Annotated in this window: 10 protein-coding genes; 4 read left to right on the forward strand and 6 right to left on the reverse strand. The window is 68.6% G+C overall.

What is annotated here, in order from left to right; translation table 11 throughout:
* Window positions 1-16: 16 nt before the first annotated feature.
* The 4 genes from treY to B146_RS0118815 all read right to left on the reverse strand — a co-directional run bounded on the left by treY (window position 17) and on the right by B146_RS0118815 (window position 7,851).
* Window positions 17-2,740, reverse strand: coding sequence for a malto-oligosyltrehalose synthase (gene treY / locus B146_RS0118800; RefSeq protein WP_019998023.1), 2,724 nt, complete (start codon window positions 2,738-2,740; stop codon window positions 17-19).
* A complete protein-coding gene (gene malQ / locus B146_RS0118805; protein ID WP_019998024.1) occupies window positions 2,737-4,596 on the reverse strand; it encodes a 4-alpha-glucanotransferase in 1,860 nt (619 codons plus the stop codon). The genes treY and malQ overlap by 4 nt, the downstream gene beginning before the upstream one ends.
* Window positions 4,589-6,475 carry a malto-oligosyltrehalose trehalohydrolase gene (gene treZ, locus B146_RS0118810; protein WP_019998025.1) on the reverse strand — a complete coding sequence of 629 codons (1,887 nt, stop codon included), beginning with the start codon at window positions 6,473-6,475 and terminating at the stop codon, window positions 4,589-4,591. The genes malQ and treZ overlap by 8 nt, the downstream gene beginning before the upstream one ends.
* 212 nt (window positions 6,476-6,687) lie before the next feature.
* Window positions 6,688-7,851 (reverse strand): zinc-binding metallopeptidase family protein, encoded by a 1,164-nt coding sequence (locus B146_RS0118815; protein ID WP_019998026.1) that lies wholly within the window; start codon window positions 7,849-7,851, stop codon window positions 6,688-6,690.
* A gap of 188 nt (window positions 7,852-8,039) precedes the next feature.
* Here B146_RS0118815 and B146_RS0118820 point away from each other — a divergent pair, with 188 nt between their 5' ends.
* The 4 genes from B146_RS0118820 to B146_RS0118835 all read left to right on the forward strand — a co-directional run bounded on the left by B146_RS0118820 (window position 8,040) and on the right by B146_RS0118835 (window position 15,904).
* Complete coding sequence (locus B146_RS0118820) at window positions 8,040-11,357, forward strand: transglutaminase family protein (RefSeq protein ID WP_019998027.1); 3,318 nt, start codon at window positions 8,040-8,042, stop codon at window positions 11,355-11,357.
* On the forward strand, window positions 11,347-13,719 hold the full coding sequence (locus B146_RS26685) for a circularly permuted type 2 ATP-grasp protein (protein ID WP_244498203.1): 2,373 nt from the start codon (window positions 11,347-11,349) through the stop codon (window positions 13,717-13,719). The genes B146_RS0118820 and B146_RS26685 overlap by 11 nt, the downstream gene beginning before the upstream one ends.
* Before the next feature lie 4 nt (window positions 13,720-13,723).
* A complete protein-coding gene (locus tag B146_RS0118830) occupies window positions 13,724-14,653 on the forward strand; it encodes a transglutaminase family protein (RefSeq protein WP_019998029.1) in 930 nt (309 codons plus the stop codon).
* Window positions 14,654-14,737: 84 nt separating this feature from the next.
* A complete protein-coding gene (locus B146_RS0118835) occupies window positions 14,738-15,904 on the forward strand; it encodes a GGDEF domain-containing protein (RefSeq protein ID WP_019998030.1) in 1,167 nt (388 codons plus the stop codon).
* An 89-nt stretch (window positions 15,905-15,993) separates the two neighbouring features.
* On the opposite strand, the gene glgB is transcribed toward B146_RS0118835, so the two are convergent.
* Window positions 15,994-18,276, reverse strand: a complete 2,283-nt coding sequence (gene glgB / locus B146_RS0118840) for a 1,4-alpha-glucan branching protein GlgB (protein WP_019998031.1) — start codon at window positions 18,274-18,276, stop codon at window positions 15,994-15,996.
* Window positions 18,276-19,829, reverse strand: coding sequence for a maltokinase N-terminal cap-like domain-containing protein (locus B146_RS0118845; RefSeq protein WP_162141956.1), 1,554 nt, complete (start codon window positions 19,827-19,829; stop codon window positions 18,276-18,278). The genes glgB and B146_RS0118845 overlap by 1 nt, the downstream gene beginning before the upstream one ends.
* Window positions 19,830-19,918 lie beyond the last annotated feature (89 nt).

The raw sequence follows: 19,918 nt of genomic DNA on the forward strand, positions 1-19,918 counted from the left end.
CGAGGGGCAGGTCGGTTCAGTCGGCCAGAAGAAGCGCCACGGGAAGCCGAGCCAGAACCTCGCTCAACTTCAGGCTGGCGCCGGCGGCGACCGGCTCCCCGGTCAAGATGCACTCGAAGCGAGCCCCCGCAAGGTGCGAGGGAAGGCGAACCGCCGTGTCCCCCCAAGTTTTCGCCTCGGGCAGGGGCTGCTCGGCACTTTCGCCCAGAAGTTGCAGCGCCATGCGCGGCGCGATCGTGACCGCGACGCGCCCTTCCTCGTCGGTCCGGGCGAAGGCGACCACATGCTCGGCCTTCTCGCCGGTGACCTCGAGCGGGATGTAGCGCCCCTTGGTGAAGAGCGTCGGCGCCTTGATGCGGGCCTTCAACGCGGCGGCCGTGAGCTTGGCCTTCACCCGCCCGTCGCGCCATTGCGGCAGGACGTCGGCGGGCGTGCCCCCCTCCTCCATCGCGCGCTTGCGGGCGGCGAAATCCACCTTGCGGCGGTTGTCGGGGTCGACGAGGCTCAGATCGTAGAACTCGGTGCCCTGGTAGATGTCGGGAACGCCCGGCGCGGTCAGCTTGATCAGCGTCTGCGACAGCGTGTTGAGCGCGCCGGCCACGACGAAGGGTTGCGCCTGCCGCCAGAAGCGCTCCAGAAGATCGCCCGTCTCGCCTTCGCGCAGGACCGCCGAGACGAAGCCCTTCAGCGCGCTTTCATAGGCTTCGTTCGGCGCGGTCCAGCTGGTGAAGCGCTTGGCCTCGCGCACCGCCTTTTCGGCGAAGGCGAGAAGGCGCTTTTCCGGCTCCTCGCGGGCCTTGGCGTCGGCCGGATCGAAATCGGCCGGCAGAACGCCGAGCAGCGACTGGTAGAAGCCCCATTCGGTGGCCGGGTCCGGCGAGACATGGGTCTCGCCCATCGCCGCCTCGCCCATCGCCTTGCGCCAGGGCTTCATGGCGTCGGCCATCTCACGCACCAGCTCGGCCCAGCGCTCGGGCGCCTCGCTTAAAGTATAGAGCCGGGCGCGCGCGTCCTCGCCGCGCTTGGTGTCGTGGGTGGAGGAGGCCATGAGCCCGTCCGGCTGGTCATCCAGGCGAATACCCATCTCCTCGTGGAAGCGCGCCGGCGAGGTGCCGTAATGGTCCGGCTCGCCGCCCACTTCGTTGAGCGCGATCAGGCGGTTGTAGCGATAGAAGACCGTGTCCTCCACGGCCTTGGCCATGACGGCGCCGGTGGTCTGCTGGAACCGTCGGGTGAAGTTGAGCGCGCCCGTCACGTCGCGCCCGTCCTCGAAGGCGAGCTTCAGGAGCTTGCCGACAAAGGCGATCGGCTCGTCGGCCTCGACCTTGCGGGTGCCTTTCGCGCGCTCCACCGTCTCGTCGATGACCTCGACATCCTTGTAAGGCACGCCGGCGACGCCGCAATAGGTGCGATAGACCGGCAGCGCGGTCGCGACTTCCACGATCGAACGGCTCATGTCGTCGCGGCCGAAATCGCGGGTTTCCAGATCGTTGGCCGCGACCTGCATGGCGGTCTCGGTCAGGACCTGCAATTCGCCCGCCAGATTGTGCGTGAAGATGGCGCGCTTCTGATCGGCGATCATGGCGCGCAGGTCTTCCTCCGTGCCGACGAAATCGGCATAGGCGCGCGTCATCGCCTCCTCTTTCGAGCCATCGACATAAAGGCCCGCGACGGCGGTGATGAACTCGTAGCCCGTCGTGCCCGCGATGTTCCAGCTCCGGCGCAGGCGCTCCGGTCCGGTCAGGATCTTCTCGACATGGATCGCGACGTCGCGGCGCAGCGCCTCGAATCCGCTGGCGAGCTCGGCCAGATAGCCCTTGGGGTCGGCGACGCCGTCCACATGGTCGATGCGGATGCCGTCCAGCCGGCGCTCGCGCGCGAGCTGGTAGATCGTGCGGTGCGAATCCCGGAAGACGCGGCGCATTTCCTGGCGCACGCCGATGAGGTCGGCGATCTCGAAGAAGCGGCGGTAGGAGAGCTTCTCGCGCGCCAGACGCCACCAGGCGAGGCGCCAGGCCTGCGCCTCGTGGAAGGCGTGAAGCGCATCGCGGTCGGCGTTCAGCGCCTCGATGCCGCTCTTCAGCGCGGCGAGGAAGGCGGGGTCGGCGACATGCTCGGCGAAGCGCTCGCCCAGTTCCTCGCCATCGGCCGGCACGGCGGCCGAGAAGCGGCGCACCAGACTGTCGCGCTCGGGATGATCCACGAAGGAGAAGACGTGGCTGAGCGTGCGCGGATCGACCGGCAGGCCGTAGCCATTGGCGGTGAAGCGCACCTCGCCGCGCTTTTCGTCATAGACCACTTCCAAGGCGCCGCTGCGCAGCGCCTCGCCATAGGGCGAGCCGAGCGTCGGGATGAGGATCTTCTCCTCGTCCCAGGAAATGTCGAAGGTCTGCGCGTAGCGGCTTTCGCGGCCCCAGCGCAGGACGTCCTCCCACCAGGCGTTCTCCTGCGAGACGCCCATATGGTTCGGCACGAAGTCGAGGATGAGGCCGAGATCGGCCGCCATCAGCGCGTCGCTCATCGCGGTGAAGCCCGCGTCGCCGCCGAGATCGGCTTCGAAGCGATTGTAGTCCACGACATCGTAGCCATGGGTCGAGCCCGGCGAGGCCGAGAAGACGGGCGAGGCGTAGAGATGGCTCGCCCCCAGTTCCTTCAGATAGGGAACGAGGTCCTTGGCCTCTGAAAACCCGGTCCCCTCGCGGAACTGGAGCCGATAGGTCGCGATCAGGGGACGGCTCATGGGGTCTCCGGTCTTTCGTCTCGCATCGCGCGAGCCATGGCTTGGAAGCGCTCGTCACCCGCCAGATCCTCCAGACGGATGTCGGAGCGGATGCGCCAGTTGGGATATTCGTCGGTCGTGCCGGGCAGGTTCGGCTGCTTTTCGGAGCCGATCATGTCCTCCACCTGCACGGCGAAGAGCATGGAATGCGTGCGCGCGCCGAAGCGGTGGATGGCGACCGCGAGATCGAAGGGCAGGCGCGCGGGAAGCTCGGCCTCCCCATGCGTCGCCGCGCCGTAGTCGGGCGGCAGAAGGTTCTCGTGGCGAAGCGCGGCGAGAAGCGTGCGCCGGTCGCGGTCGCGCTCGTTGAGATCGCGCTCGGTGGCGGCCGCGTTCTGCCGGCCGGTTTCGGAGCGAAGCCGAACGTCGGAGCCGTGCCACCAGCCCGACAGCGTCGCGAGGTCGTGGGTGGAGATGCAGGCGAGCGAGGTCGTGGGATACTCGCTCGTCGCCTTGAACAGCCCGTCCTTCCAGCGCTCGAAATAGAGGACCTTGTAGGACAGGATATGACTGTCGGCCATGGCCTCGCGAAAGCCCTCCGGCACGGTGCCGAGGTCCTCGCCGACGACGAGGCAGTTCGTGTCCTGCGACACGCGGGCCAGCGCGTCCACCATGGCGCCGAGCGGATAGCGCACATAGCCCCCGCCCGCCGAGCGCTCGCCCTCGGGAATCCACCAGAGCCGAGCGAGACCCATCGCATGGTCGATGCGGATCGCGCCGGCATGTTCCATGAGGCCGGCATAGGCGGCCGACAGCGGCGCGTATTGCCGCTCGGCCAGCGCCTTGGGCGAGAGCGGGGCGAGGCCCCAGTCCTGCCCGTCGGAATTGAACATGTCGGGCGGCGAGCCGACGCGCGCCTCGCGCACGGTCAGCGCCGGGTCGGCCCAGGTTTCCGCGCCGTCCGGCGACACGCCGACCGCGAAGTCGAGATAAAGGCCGATCCGCATTCCCGCCGCCTTGGCACGGCGCTGCGCTTCGGCGAGCTGGCGGTCGCAGAGATATTGCAGCCAGACATGGAAGCGGATCGCGTCCTCGTGCCCGGCCTCGAAGGTGCGCGCGCCCTCGCCGTTGCGGTCGCGCAGGTCTTCCGGCCAATTGTGCCAGCCGGCGCTGCCGCCCTCCGATCGCACGCTTTCCGAGATCGCCTCGAACAGGGCGAAGCCGCGCAGCGCGTCGCCGCCCCGCTCCAGAAAGGCGCGGAAGCTCTCATCGCGGCCGAGCCCGTCCTTGGCCTGCGCATAAAGCGTGCGCAGAAGCGGAACCTTCACCGCGCCGACCGCCTCGTAGTTCACGAGTTCGTCGCCGAGCCCCTCGAACAGGGCCGGATTCGTCTCGCGCAGGGCCGCGATCGCCGCCTCGCCCCCTTCGATCGTGTCGATCGCCAGATAGAACGGGTTGATGAAGCGGCGCGTGGAGGGCGAATAGGGGCTGTAGCGCCCCGCATCGCTCAGAAACAGCGCGTGCATCGGGTTGACGCCGACGAAGGCGGCTCCGGTTGGCGCCGCGGTTTCGGCGAGCCGCGCCAGATCCTCGAAATCGCCGATGCCGAGATTGCGGTCCGAGCGCAGGCTGTAGAGCTGGCAGGTGACGCCCCAGGCGCGGCTGGAGGTCAAGGCCTCGGGCAGCGCGCAGGCAAGGCTCGGCTTCTGCTCCTCGGCCGCGAAGCGCCCCGCCTCGCCGCCGTCCGGGTCGACATGCAGCGCGCGGAGAAGCGCGGCCTGCGCCGCCTCGTCGATGCGTTTCGGCTCGCCCATTTCGGACGTGTAACGGATTTGGATGCCGTGGCTGTCGGCCAGCGTTTCGAGGCTCTCACTCATCGTCGGGCTCCGCGATCAAGGGCGTGTCGGACAGAAGTGCGATGACGCAGGTGGCACAGAGCTTGCCATCGTCGCGCAGGGTCTCGAAGGCGTTCTTGTGATTGGTGTAGATGTTTTGCGCGGACGCCAGAGCGCCGCTCTCGAACACGCCTTCCGCGTCCCAGATCTCGTCGGACAGATTGACCACGAGATGCCAGAAGCGGCCCGGCTGAAGCTCCCAGGCGACCACGAAGCCGAGCCCTTCGACAAGCGCCATGCCCGTGCCGCCGAGCGCGCCGTCGAGAAGCGGCATCAGGGTTTCCTGACGGATGGTGAGGAGCTTGCGCGTCACCTGCAGCCGGCGCTTGTGGATCGGCTGCGTCAGGCGGTTCCAGTCGAGGCGCGACAGCTCGAAGGTCCGCTCGTCGTTCGGATCGGGGAAGATGTCGGCCGCTTCCGGGTCCTCGAAGGCGGCGAAGCTCTTGAACTCGCGCTTGCGCCCCTTGGACACGGCACTGGCGAGTTCGCCGTCGAAATCGGTGAAGAAGCAGAAGGAGTTCGTGTCGCCGAACTCGTCGCCCTGGAACATCAGCGGAATCTGCGGCGCGAGCAGCAGGATCGCCTGAAGGCAGTCGTAGACGCGGCCGGAGGTCAGCGAGCGCAGGCGGTCGCCGAAGGCGCGGTTGCCGATCTGGTCGTGGTTCTGGATGAAGTTGACGAAGGCGGTCGGCGGCAGATGCACCGACTCCTCGCCGACCCGCTTCTGTCGATGCTCCGATTCCTGTCCCTGGAAGACGAAGCCCGTGGCAAGCGCCGTCGCCATCTGCTCGGCCGAGTTCGGGTCGTAGTCCTTGTAGTAGCTTTCCTGGTCGTTGGTGCCGATCGCATGGGCCGTGTGGTGGAAGTCGTCGTTCCACTCGCCCGAGACGAGCGGGATCGAGCCGTCCTCGCCGCGCTCGATATGCCAGGTGATGTTGCGGTCGTCCTCGGTGGTGATGTGGACGTGGCGGTCGGTGATCGTCTCGCGCACGCGGGCGGCGAGCTCCTTCACGAGCGGCGTGTCGGTCGTGTCCTTGATCGAATCGATCGCGTCGAGGCGCAGGCCGTCCATGCGGAATTCGGTGAGCCAGTAGAGCGCGTTCTCGATCATGAACTCGCGCACCGGCGCCTCGTCATAGGCGATGGCCGCGCCCCAGGGCGTCGAGATTTCCTGATGGAAGAACTCCGGCACGTATTCGGGCAGGTAGTTCCCGTCCGGACCGAAGTGATTGTAGACGACGTCGAGGAACACCATCATGCCGCGCTCGTGCGCGGCGTCCACGAGGCGCTTCAGCCCCTCGGGGCCGCCATAGGCCTGATGCGGCGCGTAGAGAAGCACGCCGTCATAGCCCCAGCCGCGCTGGCCGCCGAACTGGGCGACCGGCAGAAGCTCGATCGCGGTGATGCCCGCGTCGCGAAGATGGTCGAGCTTGCCGATGATCGCCTCGAACGTGCCTTCCGGCGTGAACGTGCCGACATGCAGCTCGTAGAAGACGCATTCGTGCCAGGGCCGGCCGGCCCAGTCGCCTGTGCGCCACTTGTGCGCTTCCGGGTCCACCACGCGCGACAGCCAGTGGACGTCGCCGCCCTGCCCGCGCGCGGCCGGATCGGGGCGCACCTTGCCGCCGTCGAAGCGGAAGCCGTAACCGTCGCCCGGCTGGATCTGATCGGTCGTCAGCTCCCACCAGCCGCCCTCGGCCTTGGTCATGGGCTCGAAGCGATCGCACTGATCCGCGTCCGATTCCGCGCTTGCGACCTCGACCTGCCCGGCATTGGGCGCCCAGATGCGGAAGCGCGTCCGGCCATCCGCGTATTGCGCCCCCCAACTGAGGTCGAAGGAGAAAGTGCTGCCACCGTTCATCAAAGGCTCCGCCGGTTCGCCGATGTCATGCTGGGCGAGCCCCCGTCCCTTCGCGCCGACAAGGGCCTCGTGGGGCGCGGGAGGGGGCTCGCAACTCTTGCCTTGCGCTTAAGTGGAGCGGGAAGCGGCGGTGCCAGTGAGCGGGGAGGCGAAATTTTCTGGTCGCCCCCGCTGCTTGCCCGCCGTTCGAACCCGCTTCCGGCCCGCTCCGGTCAGCCGAGCGCCGGCTCCGCCTGGGGCTCGTTGGCGGCGTTGGACTGGCGGCCCATGTCCTCGGCTTCCTTCGAAAGCCCCTCGTCCGCCGACGCGCGCTGCCCGACGCGGCCATGCACGAGATCGTGGATGAAGCCGAGCTTGCCGATGACGGTCGGCGACAGGACGAAGGGATAAAGGTCCTGCAGGCCCATGGCGCGGTTCAAGGAGTTAAGCGCCTGGCTGAGCGCCAGCCAGGCGTCGGCGATCTCCTCCATCGTCGTGTTCGGGTCGTAGACCTTCACGTTGAGGTCGGTGGTGAGGATGCCGTCGCGATCGAGGCGCGGCTGGATGGCGATGCCGAAGGAGCCGCCCACTTCCAAAGTGTCGATGATGTGGAGATAGTGCGCCCAGGTCTCGGCGAAATCCTCCCAGGCATGGGAGCCGGCATAGGAGGAAACGTAGTCCTCCTGCCAGTTGGGCTTGGGGCCGTTGTTGTAGTGGTTCTGGAGCGCCTGCCCGTAATCCTCGCGATCGTCGCCGAACACGGCGCGGCATTCGTCCAGGAGGTTGCCGTCGCGCACCAGGATGTCCCAGTACCAATGGCCGACCTCGTGGCGGAAATGGCCGAGCAGCGTGCGATAGGGCTCGCCCATCGCGGTGCGTCGGGATTCGCGCTCGGCATCGTCGGCCTCGGCGAGCGCCACGGTGATGATGCCCTCGTCATGGCCGGTCATGACCTTCTCGCCCGTCGCCGGGTCGTCGGCCAGGAACTTGAAGCCGAGCCCTTCGGGATGCTCGTCGCGCGTGTAGAGCGGGAGGTTGAGGCGCAGCAGCGTATAGAAGAGCCGGTGCTTGGCCGCTTCCATCTTCGCCCAGAGCGCCTGATTGTCGGGGTTCGACAGGTCGGGCACCATGAGATTGTGCCGATCGGCGAGGCACAGGCGCTCGTCGGAGCCGGCGGGCACCAGCCAGTTGCAGACGCCGTACTGGTAATTGTCGCAATAGCGCCAGTGCGAACCGTCGCTGCCGCGACCGACCGAGACCCAGCCGTCGTCGGCCGCTTCCAGCGCCAGGACGCGGTTGGAACGCGGCTCGTAGCCGAGCGCGTGGCCGCAGCGCTCGCAGACCACATTGTTGAAGAAGACGACCTGATCGCAGGACGGGCAGGAAAAGAGCTTCATGGGAGAAGTTCCAAGGCAAGAGGCGGGCGGAGTTGCGCGGCTAACTCGGCCCCGTCACGCTTGTTCCGCACTGCAACCGATTCCGTTAATAATTCCAGAGAATCGCACGCTCCCTGTGGCGCGGCGGTTTCGGCGTCCCTTGCGAGCGCCTATGCTGCCCTTTCGACCGGTCATGCCCAAGGGACCCGATGCCGATCCTCGCCGCGCTCCGCCACCTGACCCATTACCGCTACGACCGCCCCGTCACGCTCGGGGCCCAGACGATCCGGCTGCGGCCGGCGCCCCATTCGCGCACCCGCACCCCGGCCTATGCGCTGCGGATCGAACCGGCCGGCCATTTCGTCAACTGGCAGCAGGACCCGTTCGGCAACTGGCTGGCGCGCGTCGTCTTTCCCGAGAAGGTGCGCGAGCTGCGCATCGAGGTCGACCTTCTGGCCGACATGACGGTCTATAATCCGTTCGACTTCTTCATCGAGCCCGGGGCGGAGGAGTTTCCCTTTGCCTACAGCGCCGATCTCACGGTCGATCTGAAGCCCTATCTCGCCCATGACCCGGCCGGGCCGAAGCTCCAGAGCTTTCTCGAAACGGTGGACCGCACGCCCCGCCGCACGGTGGATTTCCTGGTCGATCTGAACCGGCTGGTCGAGCAGCGCATCGACTATCTGATCCGCATGGAGCCGGGCGTGCAGACGCCCGAGGAGACGCTGGAAAAGGCCTCGGGCTCCTGCCGCGATTCCTCCTGGCTCCTCGTCAACGCGCTGCGCCATCTCGGCCTCGCGGCGCGCTTCGTGTCGGGCTACCTGATCCAGCTGAAGCCCGATCGCGTCGCCATCGACGGGCCGGCCGGCACATCCGTGGATTTCTGCGATCTCCATGCCTGGGTCGAGGTCTATGTGCCGGGCGCGGGCTGGATCGGGTTCGACCCGACCTCGGGCCTCATGACCGGCGAGAGCCATGTGCCGCTGGCGGCGACACCCCATTACCGCTCCGCCGCGCCGATCTCGGGCGGCGTCGATTTCGCCGAGACCGAGTTCGACTTCGCCATGGAGGTGACGCGCGTCTCCGAAGCGCCGCGCGTCTCCAAGCCCTTCTCGGACGAGAGCTGGGAGGCGCTCGACGCGCTCGGCCACAAGGTCGATACCGATCTTCAGGCGATGGACGTGCGCCTCACCATGGGCGGCGAGCCGACCTTCGTCTCGATCGACGATTTCGAGGGCGCCGAATGGAACGCCGACGCGACGGGTCCGCGCAAGCGGGGCCTCGCCGACGGGCTCCTGCGCCGGCTCCAGACGCGCTTTGCGCAAGGCGGCTTCCTGCACCATGGGCAGGGCAAGTGGTATCCCGGCGAATCCCTGCCGCGCTGGACCTATTCTCTTTATTGGCGCAAGGACGGGCAGCCGATCTGGCGCAACCCCGCTCTGTTCGCGCCCGAAGACGGCGCGCCGCCGGCCGTGGCCGACGATGCCCGCTCGCTTCTGGAAGGCGTCGCGGCCCGGCTCGGCGTCGAGCCCGGCAACGCCCTGCCGGCCTATGAGGACCCGTCCTACTGGCTGGTGCGCGAGGCGCAGCTGCCCGAAAACGTCTCGCCGGGCAATTCCAAGCTCGAGAACCCGGAAGAGCGCGCGCGCCTCGCCCGCGTCTTCGACCGTGGGCTGAACAACCCGGTCGGCTACGTCATGCCGGTCCAGGCATGGCAGGCGCTGCCCGCGCGCTGGATGTCCGAGCGCTGGTCGACCCGGCGCGGCAAGCTCTTCCTCGTGCCGGGCGATTCCGCGCTCGGCTATCGCCTGCCGCTCGCCTCCCTCCCCTATCTCTCACCTGCGCGCTATCCCTACACGCATCCGGCCGACCCGATGCAGCGCCTGCCGGAATTGCCCGAGCGCGAGATCCTGGGGCAGGTGCAGCGGCGCATCTCGCAGGCCGACCCCGCCCCCGCCTGGTCGCCCCCCGAGCCCGGCCCCGAGGCCGAGATCGGCGGCTATGTGCGCACCGCGCTCGCCATCGAGCCGCGCGACGGCATCCTGCATGTCTTCATGCCGCCGCTGGAAACGGCCGAGGCCTATCTCGATCTTCTGGCCGCCGTGGAAGACGAGGCGGAGGCGCTCGGTCTCTTCGTGCGCATCGAGGGCTACGCCCCGCCCTTCGACCCGCGCCTCAACGTCATGCGCGTCGCGCCGGACCCCGGCGTGATCGAGGTGAACGTCCATCCCGCCGCGTCCTGGGACGAGGCCGTCGCCATTACTGAGGGCGTCTACGAGGACGCCCGCCAGTCGCGGCTCGGCACCGACAAGTTCATGGTGGACGGGCGGCATGCCGGCACGGGCGGCGGCAATCATGTGGTGATCGGCGGCGCGACGCCGCTCGACAGCCCGTTCCTGCGCCGGCCCGACCTTCTGAAGTCGCTGGTGCTCTACTGGCAGCGCCATCCCTCGCTGTCCTACCTCTTCTCCGGCCTCTTCGTGGGGCCGACGAGCCAGGCCCCGCGCATCGATGAAGCGCGCCATGACGGGCTCTACGAGCTGGAAATCGCGATGGCTGAGGTGCCTTCGCCGGGCGAAGGGCTGGCCCCGCCGCCCTGGCTGGTGGATCGCCTGTTCCGCAACCTCCTCGTGGACGTGACGGGCAACACGCATCGCTCGGAAATCTGCATCGACAAGCTCTATTCGCCCGATGGCCCGACGGGCCGGCTCGGCCTCGTCGAGTTCCGCGGCTTCGAGATGCCGCCAGACGCGCGCATGAGTCTGGCCCAGCAGCTCCTCATCCGCGCGCTGATCGCCAAGTTCTGGCGCGAGCCGCAGTCAGGCCGCTTTGCCCGCTGGGGCACGCAGCTTCACGACCGCTTCATGCTGCCGGCGCTGATCTGGGAGGACTTCCTCGCGGTTCTCGCCGATCTCGACCGCTCGGGCTATCCGGTCCGGCCGGAATGGTTCGAGGCGCAGTGGGAATTCCGCTTCCCCTTCTGCGGCGAGGTCCGCCACGAGGGCGTGCGGCTGGAATTGCGTCAGGCGCTGGAGCCCTGGCATGTCATGGGCGAAACGGGCGCCATCGGCGGCACGGTGCGCTTCGTGGATTCCTCGGTGGAGCGGCTTCAGGTCATGGTCGAGGGCTACGACCCCGCCCGCCATATCGTGACCTGCAACGGACGGCCGGTGCCCTTGAACCCAACCCAGACGGTCGGCCAGTTCGTCGGCGGCGTGCGCTTCAAGGCGTGGCAGCCGGCGTCCGGCCTCCATCCGACCATTCCCGTCCATGCGCCGCTGACCTTCGACATCTACGATCGCTGGTCGGGCCGCTCGCTCGGCGGCTGCGTCTATCACGTCGCCCATCCCGGCGGGCGCTCCTACGACACGTTCCCCGTCAACGCCAACGAGGCGGAGGCGCGCCGCCTCGCCCGGTTCGAGGCGATCGGCCACACGCCGGGCGCCTTCCAGCCGCCGCAGGAAATCCCCGACCCGAGCTTCCCGCACACGCTCGACCTCAGACGGCCGGCCTTCCTTGCTGTCTAGGAGCGAGCAGACAGGGAGCACCGAGCCGGGGCGCTATGACGAGATGCGGCGCGCCGACGGCACGGTGCGCCCGCATTATCGCCCGCTCATGGACGCCCTTTCGGGCTGGAGCGAAGCGGAGCGCGACATGCGCTTTCGCGCCGCGCGGCAATACTTAAGCGAAGCCGGCGTCTTCTACCGCGCCGGCACGGAGGGCGGCGCGCGGCTTTGGCCGATCGCCTTCCCGCCCGTGGTCATCGAGGCGGAGGAATGGCGCCGGCTGGAAGCGGGCCTGCGCCAGCGCGCGCACTATCTCGAACGGCTGCTGGGCGATCTCTACGGCGAGCGGCGCATGATCCGCGAGGGGCATCTGCCGGGCCTTCTCCTCGCCGGCAATCCGGAGTTCCTGCGCCCGCTCGCCGACCAGGGCCGCTCCGGCCGCCCGCTCCTGCGCTTCATCGCGATCGATCTCGGCCGGGGGCCGGACGGGCGCTGGCACGTGATCGGCGACCGGACGCAGGCGCCGTCCGGCTCCGGCTTCGCGCTGGAAAACCGCGTCGCGACCTCGCGCGCCTTTCCCGATCTCGTGCGCTCGCTCCATGTGCGCCGCCTCGCCGGTTTCTTCGGCCGCTTTCGCGAAACGCTGAACGCCCTGAACGGGACGGAGGGCGCGCGGGTCGGGCTTCTGACCCCTGGCCCGCTCAACGAGACCTATTTCGAGCATTCCTACCTCGCCCGCTATCTCGGCTTCCATCTTCTGGAAGGCGGCGATCTCGTGGTGCGCGGCGACGAGGCCAAGATCCGCACGGTGGACGGCCTGCGCCCGATGCGCGTTCTCTGGCGCCGTCTCGACGCCGATTACGCCGATCCGCTCGAACTCTATTCCCGCTCGCGCATCGGCACGCCGGGCCTCGTGCGCGCCATCCGCGCCGGCAAGCTCGAACTCGTCAACGCGCTCGGCTCGGCGCTTCTGGAAACGCCGGCCTTCGCCGCCTTCGAGGATGCCATGGCCCGCGCCCTGATCGGCGAGCCCTTGCAGCTTCCCGTCGTGGAAACGCGCTGGCTCGGCGCGCCGGGCGAACAGGGGCTGGCCGAGCATCTGCCCGAGGGCTGGCGCCTCGTCCCAGCGCTTCCCACGCCCTCCGGCCCGCGTCAGGCCGCCGGCCCCGACCACCTTCTGGAGCGCGCGCGCCGCAGCGGCGGCGCCGAGATCGTGGCCGCGCGGCAGCTTCCCCTCTCCACCGTGCCCGTCTTCGGCGACGGCGAGCTGGAAAGCCGGCCCGTCACCCTCCGCGTGTTTCTGGCGCGCGGCGAGGATGGCTGGGACGTCATGCCCGGCGGCTTTGCCCGCGCCGCCCACGACGAGGGCGGCGACGCGCTCGGCATCACCGCCGGCGGGCGCTCGCTCGACGTCTGGATCGCCGGCGATCCCGACGAGCGGCCCGTCACGCTGCTCGCCCGCCCGAACGAGACCTATCAGCGCCGCCTGCCCGGCTCGCTGCCGGCGCGCGCGGCCGACAATCTCTTCTGGCTCGGTCGCTATGTGGAGCGGCTGGAAGTCGCCTTCCGCCATTGGCGCGCCGCGATCGACCGGGCGGAAGCGGGCGAGGACCCCGCGCCCGTGGACGAGGCGCGCATCGGCCTCCTGCGCATGGCTGGCGTCGGGCTCGGCGGAGCGGACCCGATCCACGGCTTGCGGGAGCTGGCCGACAGCGCCTTTCATCTGGCCTCGCGCATCCGCGACCGCTTCTCGCCCGACGCCTGGCGAGTTCTGGCCGAGATCGCCGAGGTGACGGCGGAGGCGGTGCGCCTGTCCCCGCGCGAGCGCGACGACGCGCTTCTGGCCGGCCGCGTGCTGACGCGCCTCGCCGGCTTCGCGGGGCTCGTGCAGGAGAACATGTACCGCTTCACCGGCTGGCGCTTCCTCGAATGCGGCCGCCGGCTGGAGCGCCTGTCGGCCACGGCCGAGACGGCGGCGGCCTTCGTGGCGGCGGGGGGCGACGGCGTCTACGAGGCGTTGCTGGAGTTCACCGACAGCCGCATGACCTATCGCCGGCGCTTCTCGGTGGAACTGGGAGCGGCGACCGTGATCGACCTGACGCTTCTCGACCCACTGAACCCGCGCTCCCTCGCCTTCCAGGCGCGCACGCTGGAGGCGACGCTCGCCGACCTGCCGGGCAACCTGCCGGGCGAAAGCCTCGACGCCGCCTCGCGCCGCGCGGCCCGGCTCCGCGTCCGGCTCCAGACCGCCGAGGCCAGCGAGGTCACGCCCGCCTTCCTGCGCCGCGTGGCGCGCGACGGGTTCGACATGTCCGATCTTCTTTCGCAGCGCTATTTCGCCCTCGCGCCCGCCGGCGAGATCGACCGCGCGGACACGGAATAGCGCCATGAGCCGCTACGATATCCGCCTGGAGATCGGCTACAGCTATCCCGGCTTCGTTCGCGACGCCCGGCACATCCTGCGCATCGCGCCGCGCGCCGGGGCCGGGCAGAGCGTCGAGCGCTTCCGCCTCGCGATCCTGCCGGAGCCCTCCGAACATGTCATCGAGGGCGACTTCTTCGGCAACCGCAGCGACCATGTCCTGATCGACCATCCGCACGAGGCGCTGCGCGTCGAGATGCGCGCGCGCGTCGATGTCCGCCGCCCCCTGCCCGAGCTCGGCGGCACCTTGAGCGTCGGCGCGGTGGTGGCCGAGGCGGCGCGCTCGCGCGACAGCGAGGGCGAAGGGCCGCTGCAGTTTCTAGGCTCCGGCCGGCTCGTCGCGCCTTCCGACGCGGTCGCGGCCTATCTCGGCGAGAGGCTGACCCCGGACATGCCGATCGGCGAGGCGGCGCTCGCCCTGTCGCGCCGCATCCAAGCCGAGTTCCGCTTCCAGGCGGGCGTCACCACGATCTCGACCCGCGTGGAGGAGACCTTCAGCGCGCGCCGGGGCGTGTGCCAGGATTTCTCGCATCTGATGATCGCGGGCCTGCGGGGCCTCGGCCTGCCCGCCGCCTATGCCAGCGGCTTCCTGCGCACCGAGCCGCCGCCCGGCCAGCCGCGCCTCGAAGGGGCGGACGCCATGCATGCCTGGGTGGAGGTCTGGACCGGGGCGGCAGGCGGCTGGCTCGGCTTCGACCCGACCAATGGCTGCTTTGCCGGCGAGGATCACGTTCTCGTGGCGCGCGGTCGCGATTATGCCGATGTCGCGCCGATCGACGGCGTGCTCATGACCTCCGGTCCGCAGCGCCACCATCATGCGGTGGACATGGTGCCGATCGGGGACGAGGCGCCGGTTCCCGCGCGGCCCGACAGGCCGGCGGTCGCATCTCCTTAACTTCATTCAAAAGCAATCTCGATCCATAAGGGATCTTTCCGGCGAGTGGGTTAGAAAGGGGTACGAGGGAGCGACGCGAGTCCCATGTCTATCGACCTGACCACCGTCTATGCGCTTTTGTTCGGAACGCTCGGCGTTTCGACGGCGCTGACCTTTTGGGAGCGTCGCTTCCATCCGCGGCGCAGCGACGTCCTGAACATGCTGACGCTGGGCTATCTCGCCTTCATCTTCGGCTCCGCCTTCATGGCCTTCCCGATCCTGCCGAGCCCCTACCAGCGCGCGCCGGCCTTTCTCCTGACGATCGCCGGCTACGGCACGATGCTCCACGCCGTCCTGCGCCTGAACGGGCAGGTCCTGCCGCGGTTCACGCCGATCGCGGCCCTGCCGCTCGCCTTGTTCTGCTTCGTGGTCTTTCCGCGTATCAGCTATGAGACCTGGAGCCTGTTCTGCTCCTTTTCCATCACGCTCGTCTCCGCCGGCGCGGCGCTGACGCTGATCCGCGGCGCGGCCTTCAGGACCTTGCGCTCGCGCATTCCCGCCTTCGGCGTCTTCGCCTTCCACACGCTGTTCTACGGTGCGCGCGTCGCGATCTTCGCGGTCGACGACTCGAAGAACTCGCCGCTCTTCTTCGCCACGCTGGCGAGGGTCACCATGTTCGAGGGCGTGCTCTTCGCCATCGCCGCGCCCATGCTGCTTCTGTCGCTGGTGCGCGAGGAAGGCGAGGCCCGCATCCTCACCGCCTCGCAGACCGACCATCTCACGGGCCTCGCCAACCGCCGCGCCCTGTTCGAGCACTCGGCCAAGCGCCTGCAGGAAGCGGAGGCCGCCGGCGAGGCCGTGTCGGTGCTGATGTTCGATCTCGACCATTTCAAGCGCATCAACGACACGCATGGCCATCAGGTCGGCGACGAGGTCCTGCGACTGTTCGGCTCCGTTCTGAAAGGCGAATTGCGCGGACAGGACCTGTCGGCCCGTTTCGGCGGCGAGGAATTCGTCGCGGTCGTCGTCGGCCGAAGCCTGGAGGACGCGCGGGAGGACGCGCAGCGCATCGCCCGTCGTTTCACGCGCGAGGTCTCCGGCCTCAACGGGCGCGCCATCCAGGCGACCGTCAGCATCGGGCTGGCGCATGGCAAGCCCCGTGCCGATGCGCTGGAGCGGCTCCTGCGCGAGGCGGACGGCGCGCTCTACCGCGCCAAGGCGCTCGGCCGAAACCGCATCGAGCAGGCCCCCGTCCTCGCCGCCGTGGCCTGAGAGCCTGCCACGCCTTCACGAGCCGGTGAGGCTCTGACGGAAACGCGACAGGCAAAGCCTCCCGCGTCCCCAATTCGCAAGCCCGACCCTCAGGCCTTCACGAGATCCTGCTCGTCGAGGAGTGCGGCGTCCAGCGCCGGCTCGGCCGCTTCTCCCGCCTCGCGGCGCGGCGCGAAGACCACGGTCGAGAGCGGCGGGAGGCTCAGCGACAGCGAGAAGGGCCGGCCGTTGCAATGGACCTCCTCGGCCTCGCGCCCGCCCATATTGCCGACATTCGAGCCGCCATAGATCTCGGCGTCGGTGTTCATCACCTCTTCCCAGAAGCCGCCATGGGGCACGCCGACGCGGTAGCCATGGTGGACATTGGGCGTGAAGTTGCAGACCACCAGCGCCGGGCGGCCTTCGCGGTCCTTGCGCAGGTAGGCCAGAACCGACTGCTCGACATTCGACGTGTCCACCCACTCGAAACCGTGCGGGTCGCAGTCGTTTTCATGCAGCGCCGGCAGGCCGCGATAGAGCGTGTTGAGATCGCGCACGAGGCGCTGCACACCGCGATGCTCGGCATGGTCGAGCAGGTGCCAGTCGAGCGACTGGTCGTGGTTCCATTCCGCCGACTGGCCGAACTCACCGCCCATGAAGAGCAGCTTCTTGCCGGGATGGGTCCACATGAACCCGTAATAGGCGCGCAGGTTTGCGAATTTCTGCCACCAGTCGCCCGGCATCTTCCCGAGAATGGAGCCCTTTCCATAGACCACTTCGTCATGGCTGAGCGGCAGGACGAAGTTCTCGGAATAGGCATAGACCATTCCGAAGGTCATGTGGTGCATGTGGTATTTGCGGTTGATCGGGTCTTCCTGCATGAAATGCAGCGTGTCGTGCATCCAGCCCATGTTCCACTTGAAGTGGAAGCCGAGGCCGCCGGCATAAGTCGGGCGCGACACGTTGGGGAAGGAGGTCGATTCCTCCGCATGGGTCGTGGCGTTCGGGAATTGCCCGCCGACCTGCTCGTTCGTCTCCTTCAGGAAGGCCATGGCCTCCAGGTTCTCGCGCCCGCCATAGATATTGGGCTCCCATTCGCCATGGCTGCGCGAATAGTCGAGATAAAGCATGGAAGCGACGGCATCGACGCGAAGTCCGTCGATATGGAAGCGGTCGAGCCAGTAGAGCCCGTTGGAGACGAGGTAGTTCTTCACCTCCGTCCGGCCGTAGTCGTAGATCAGCGTGTTCCAGTCCTTGTGGAAGCCCCGGCGCGGATCGGCATGTTCATAGAGCGCCGTGCCGTCGAAGCGGCCGAGCCCGTGAATGTCGGTTGGGAAATGGCCGGGCACCCAGTCGAGGAGGACGCCGATATCGGCCTGGTGGAACGCGTCCACGAGCCGTGCGAAGCCGGCCGGGTCGCCATACCTCGCGGTCGGCGCGTAGAGGCCGATCGGCTGATAGCCCCAGGAGCCGTAGAACGGATGCTCCGACACCGGCAGGAACTCGACATGGGTGAAGCCCATCTCCTTCACATAGGCGACGAGCTCGCGCGCCAGCGCGTCGTAGTCGAGGAAGGAATTGTAATCGCCGCGCTTCCAGGAGCCGAGATGCACCTCGTAGATCGAGACGGGCTTGTCGGCCGACTGCCAGTCGCTCCATTTGGAGCGGAAGGCGTCGTCCTTCCATTCGTGCTCCACCAGCCCGTCCACGACGGAGGCGGTGGAGGGCGCGAGTTCCTGGCGGAAGCCGACCGGATCGGCTTTCAGCGGCAGAACCTCGCCATGCCCGCCGATCAGCTCATATTTGTAGACCTCGCCGCGCCCGAGGCCGGGCACGAAAATCTCGAACACGCCGGCATCGACGCGCTTGCGCATGATATGGCGCCGCCCGTCCCAAGCGTTGAAATTGCCGACCACCGAGACGCGGCGGGCATCGGGCGCCCAGACCGCGAAGGCGACGCCCTTCACCCCGTCCATCTCGGTCGGGTGCGCGCCGAGCTTCTCGTACAGGCGGTAATGCCGCCCCTCGCGCATGAGATAGGTGTCGAGATCGCCTAAGATCGGGCCGAAGCGATAGGTGTCCTCCTCCTCCCACGAACTGTCGCCGTGCCAGAAGCGGAAGAGATGGTCGTCGAACCCCTCGGCGACGACGCCGGAGAAGAGGCCGTCCACCTCGCCGCGCTCGAGATCGGCCAGAACCTGACCCTTGCGGTCGATCACCTCGGCGCGCTCGGCGCCCGGGCGGAAGACACGCACCACGGCGCTGCCGTCGCCCGTGCGATGAGGGCCGAGAACGGCGAAGGGGTTTTCGTGACGGCCCTGCGCCAGGGCGCGCGCCTCGTCCCCATGCAGGCCGTGATCGATGCCGGAACCGGCGGAAAGAGTCTGGCTCATCAAAGGACCTGTCGTGTCTGGAGAAGGGAGACGATCCCGCGCAGCGGAATCGACAGCCAGGCGGGACGCATCGCCGCCTCGTAGCGCAGTTCGTAGAAGGCTTTCTGCAAAAGGAAGAGATCGAGAAGCCGGGCGTTCCCCTCGTCCGTGAGATCGACGCCGCTCGCCTCTTCCCAGGCGCGCAGGAACGCCGCCGAGGTTTCGTCGCGCCAGCGCTCGGCCTCGGCCCTTGCGCGCTCGGCCAGCGCCGGATCGTCGGTGCGGATCGCATCCAGCGCGGCGAAGGCGGCATAGTCGTAGGAGCGCAGCATCCCCGCGACATCGCGCAGCGGCGAGGTCTTGGCGCGGCGCTCGGGCAGGGAGCGGCCCGGCTCGCCCTCGAAATCGAGGATCACGATATCGTCGCCGCGCACCAGAAGCTGGCCGAGGTGATAATCGCCATGGATGCGCGTGCGCCGCCCGGCCGGCTCCAGCTGCTTGAAGCTTTCGAACCAGGCGGAAATGGCCTCCTCGCGCTCGCTCAGCGCCGCGATGTCGGCGCTCACATCCGCGCCGCCCCGAACGCCGCGCAGAACGGCGATCGCGCCAGAGGCCTCGTGCTTGGCCTCGTCCACGATGCGGGCGAGCGAGACGCGGTCCAGCGGCTCGGGGTCGAAGGCGGCATCGCCCGTCTGCGTGCCCAGCGCCGCATGCATCTCGCCCGTGCGCCGGCCGATCGTGCGGCCGGGATCGAAGGTGAAGGACGCGGATTGGCCCCCCTCGCCGGCGCGCAGGCTCGCGGCGAGAGCGCCGGTGACGGCGGCCCAGGCATCCTCGGCCCCCGTGATGCGCTCGAACAGGGCCGCGACGGCGGCGTGGCTGCCATCGGGCCGCGCCAGTTCCAGCGAGCCGAGGAGCGCCGGCGCGGCGGGAAAGCCGGTGTTCTCGGTCAGGAACTCCGTCACCTCCAGCTCGGGCTGCTCGCCATCGCGCAGGAGACGGTAGAATTTCAGGATCGCGACGCGGCCGATGCCGATCGACGTGTTGGACTGCTCGCCCGACAGCGGCGCGATCTCGCCGGTCTCGACGGCCGCCGCCGCCTCCAGCCGGTCGGCCTTGGCGCTGGAGGCCTTGGCGAGAAGCGCCGCGCCGCCCGCCTCCATCCGTCCGCCCTCCGCGATCAACCCGACGATGGCGCGGCAGAAGGCGGGGTCGCGCGTCGCGTCGATCAATTGCCGGTCACCCGTGAGCGTTCCGACCATCGAGGGCTTGATCCCCTCGCCGCGCGCGCGGACGGCGAGCGGCAGGAAATAGTGCTGCTCGCCCTCGCCCGTCGCGATCACCGCTTCGCCGGCCAGCGCCTCGTTCGCGCCCTCCACCATGCCGACCGGCACGAAGCGGACGCCGCTCAGGCGCTCGGACTTCGCCGCGAACCAGCGCTGCCCCTTCAGAAAGCGCGCCAGCGCCTCGCTCACCGCCGGGCCGGCGGCAAGACCGGGCAGCGCGGCCTCGGCGAAGGCGGGAAGAGCGTCGGACGACGTGTCGCCGGCCTTGGGGGAGACGGTTTCGGTCATGCGCATCCATCGTCAACAGCGGTCGGCGGAGGCCGGACCTTCGAGTGAGGAAGAGGGAAGAACGGGAGGCGGGTCCGTATAGCCGCCTC

It is taken from the genome of Aureimonas ureilytica DSM 18598 = NBRC 106430, from assembly GCF_000382705.1.
Lineage (GTDB): Bacteria > Pseudomonadota > Alphaproteobacteria > Rhizobiales > Rhizobiaceae > Aureimonas > Aureimonas ureilytica.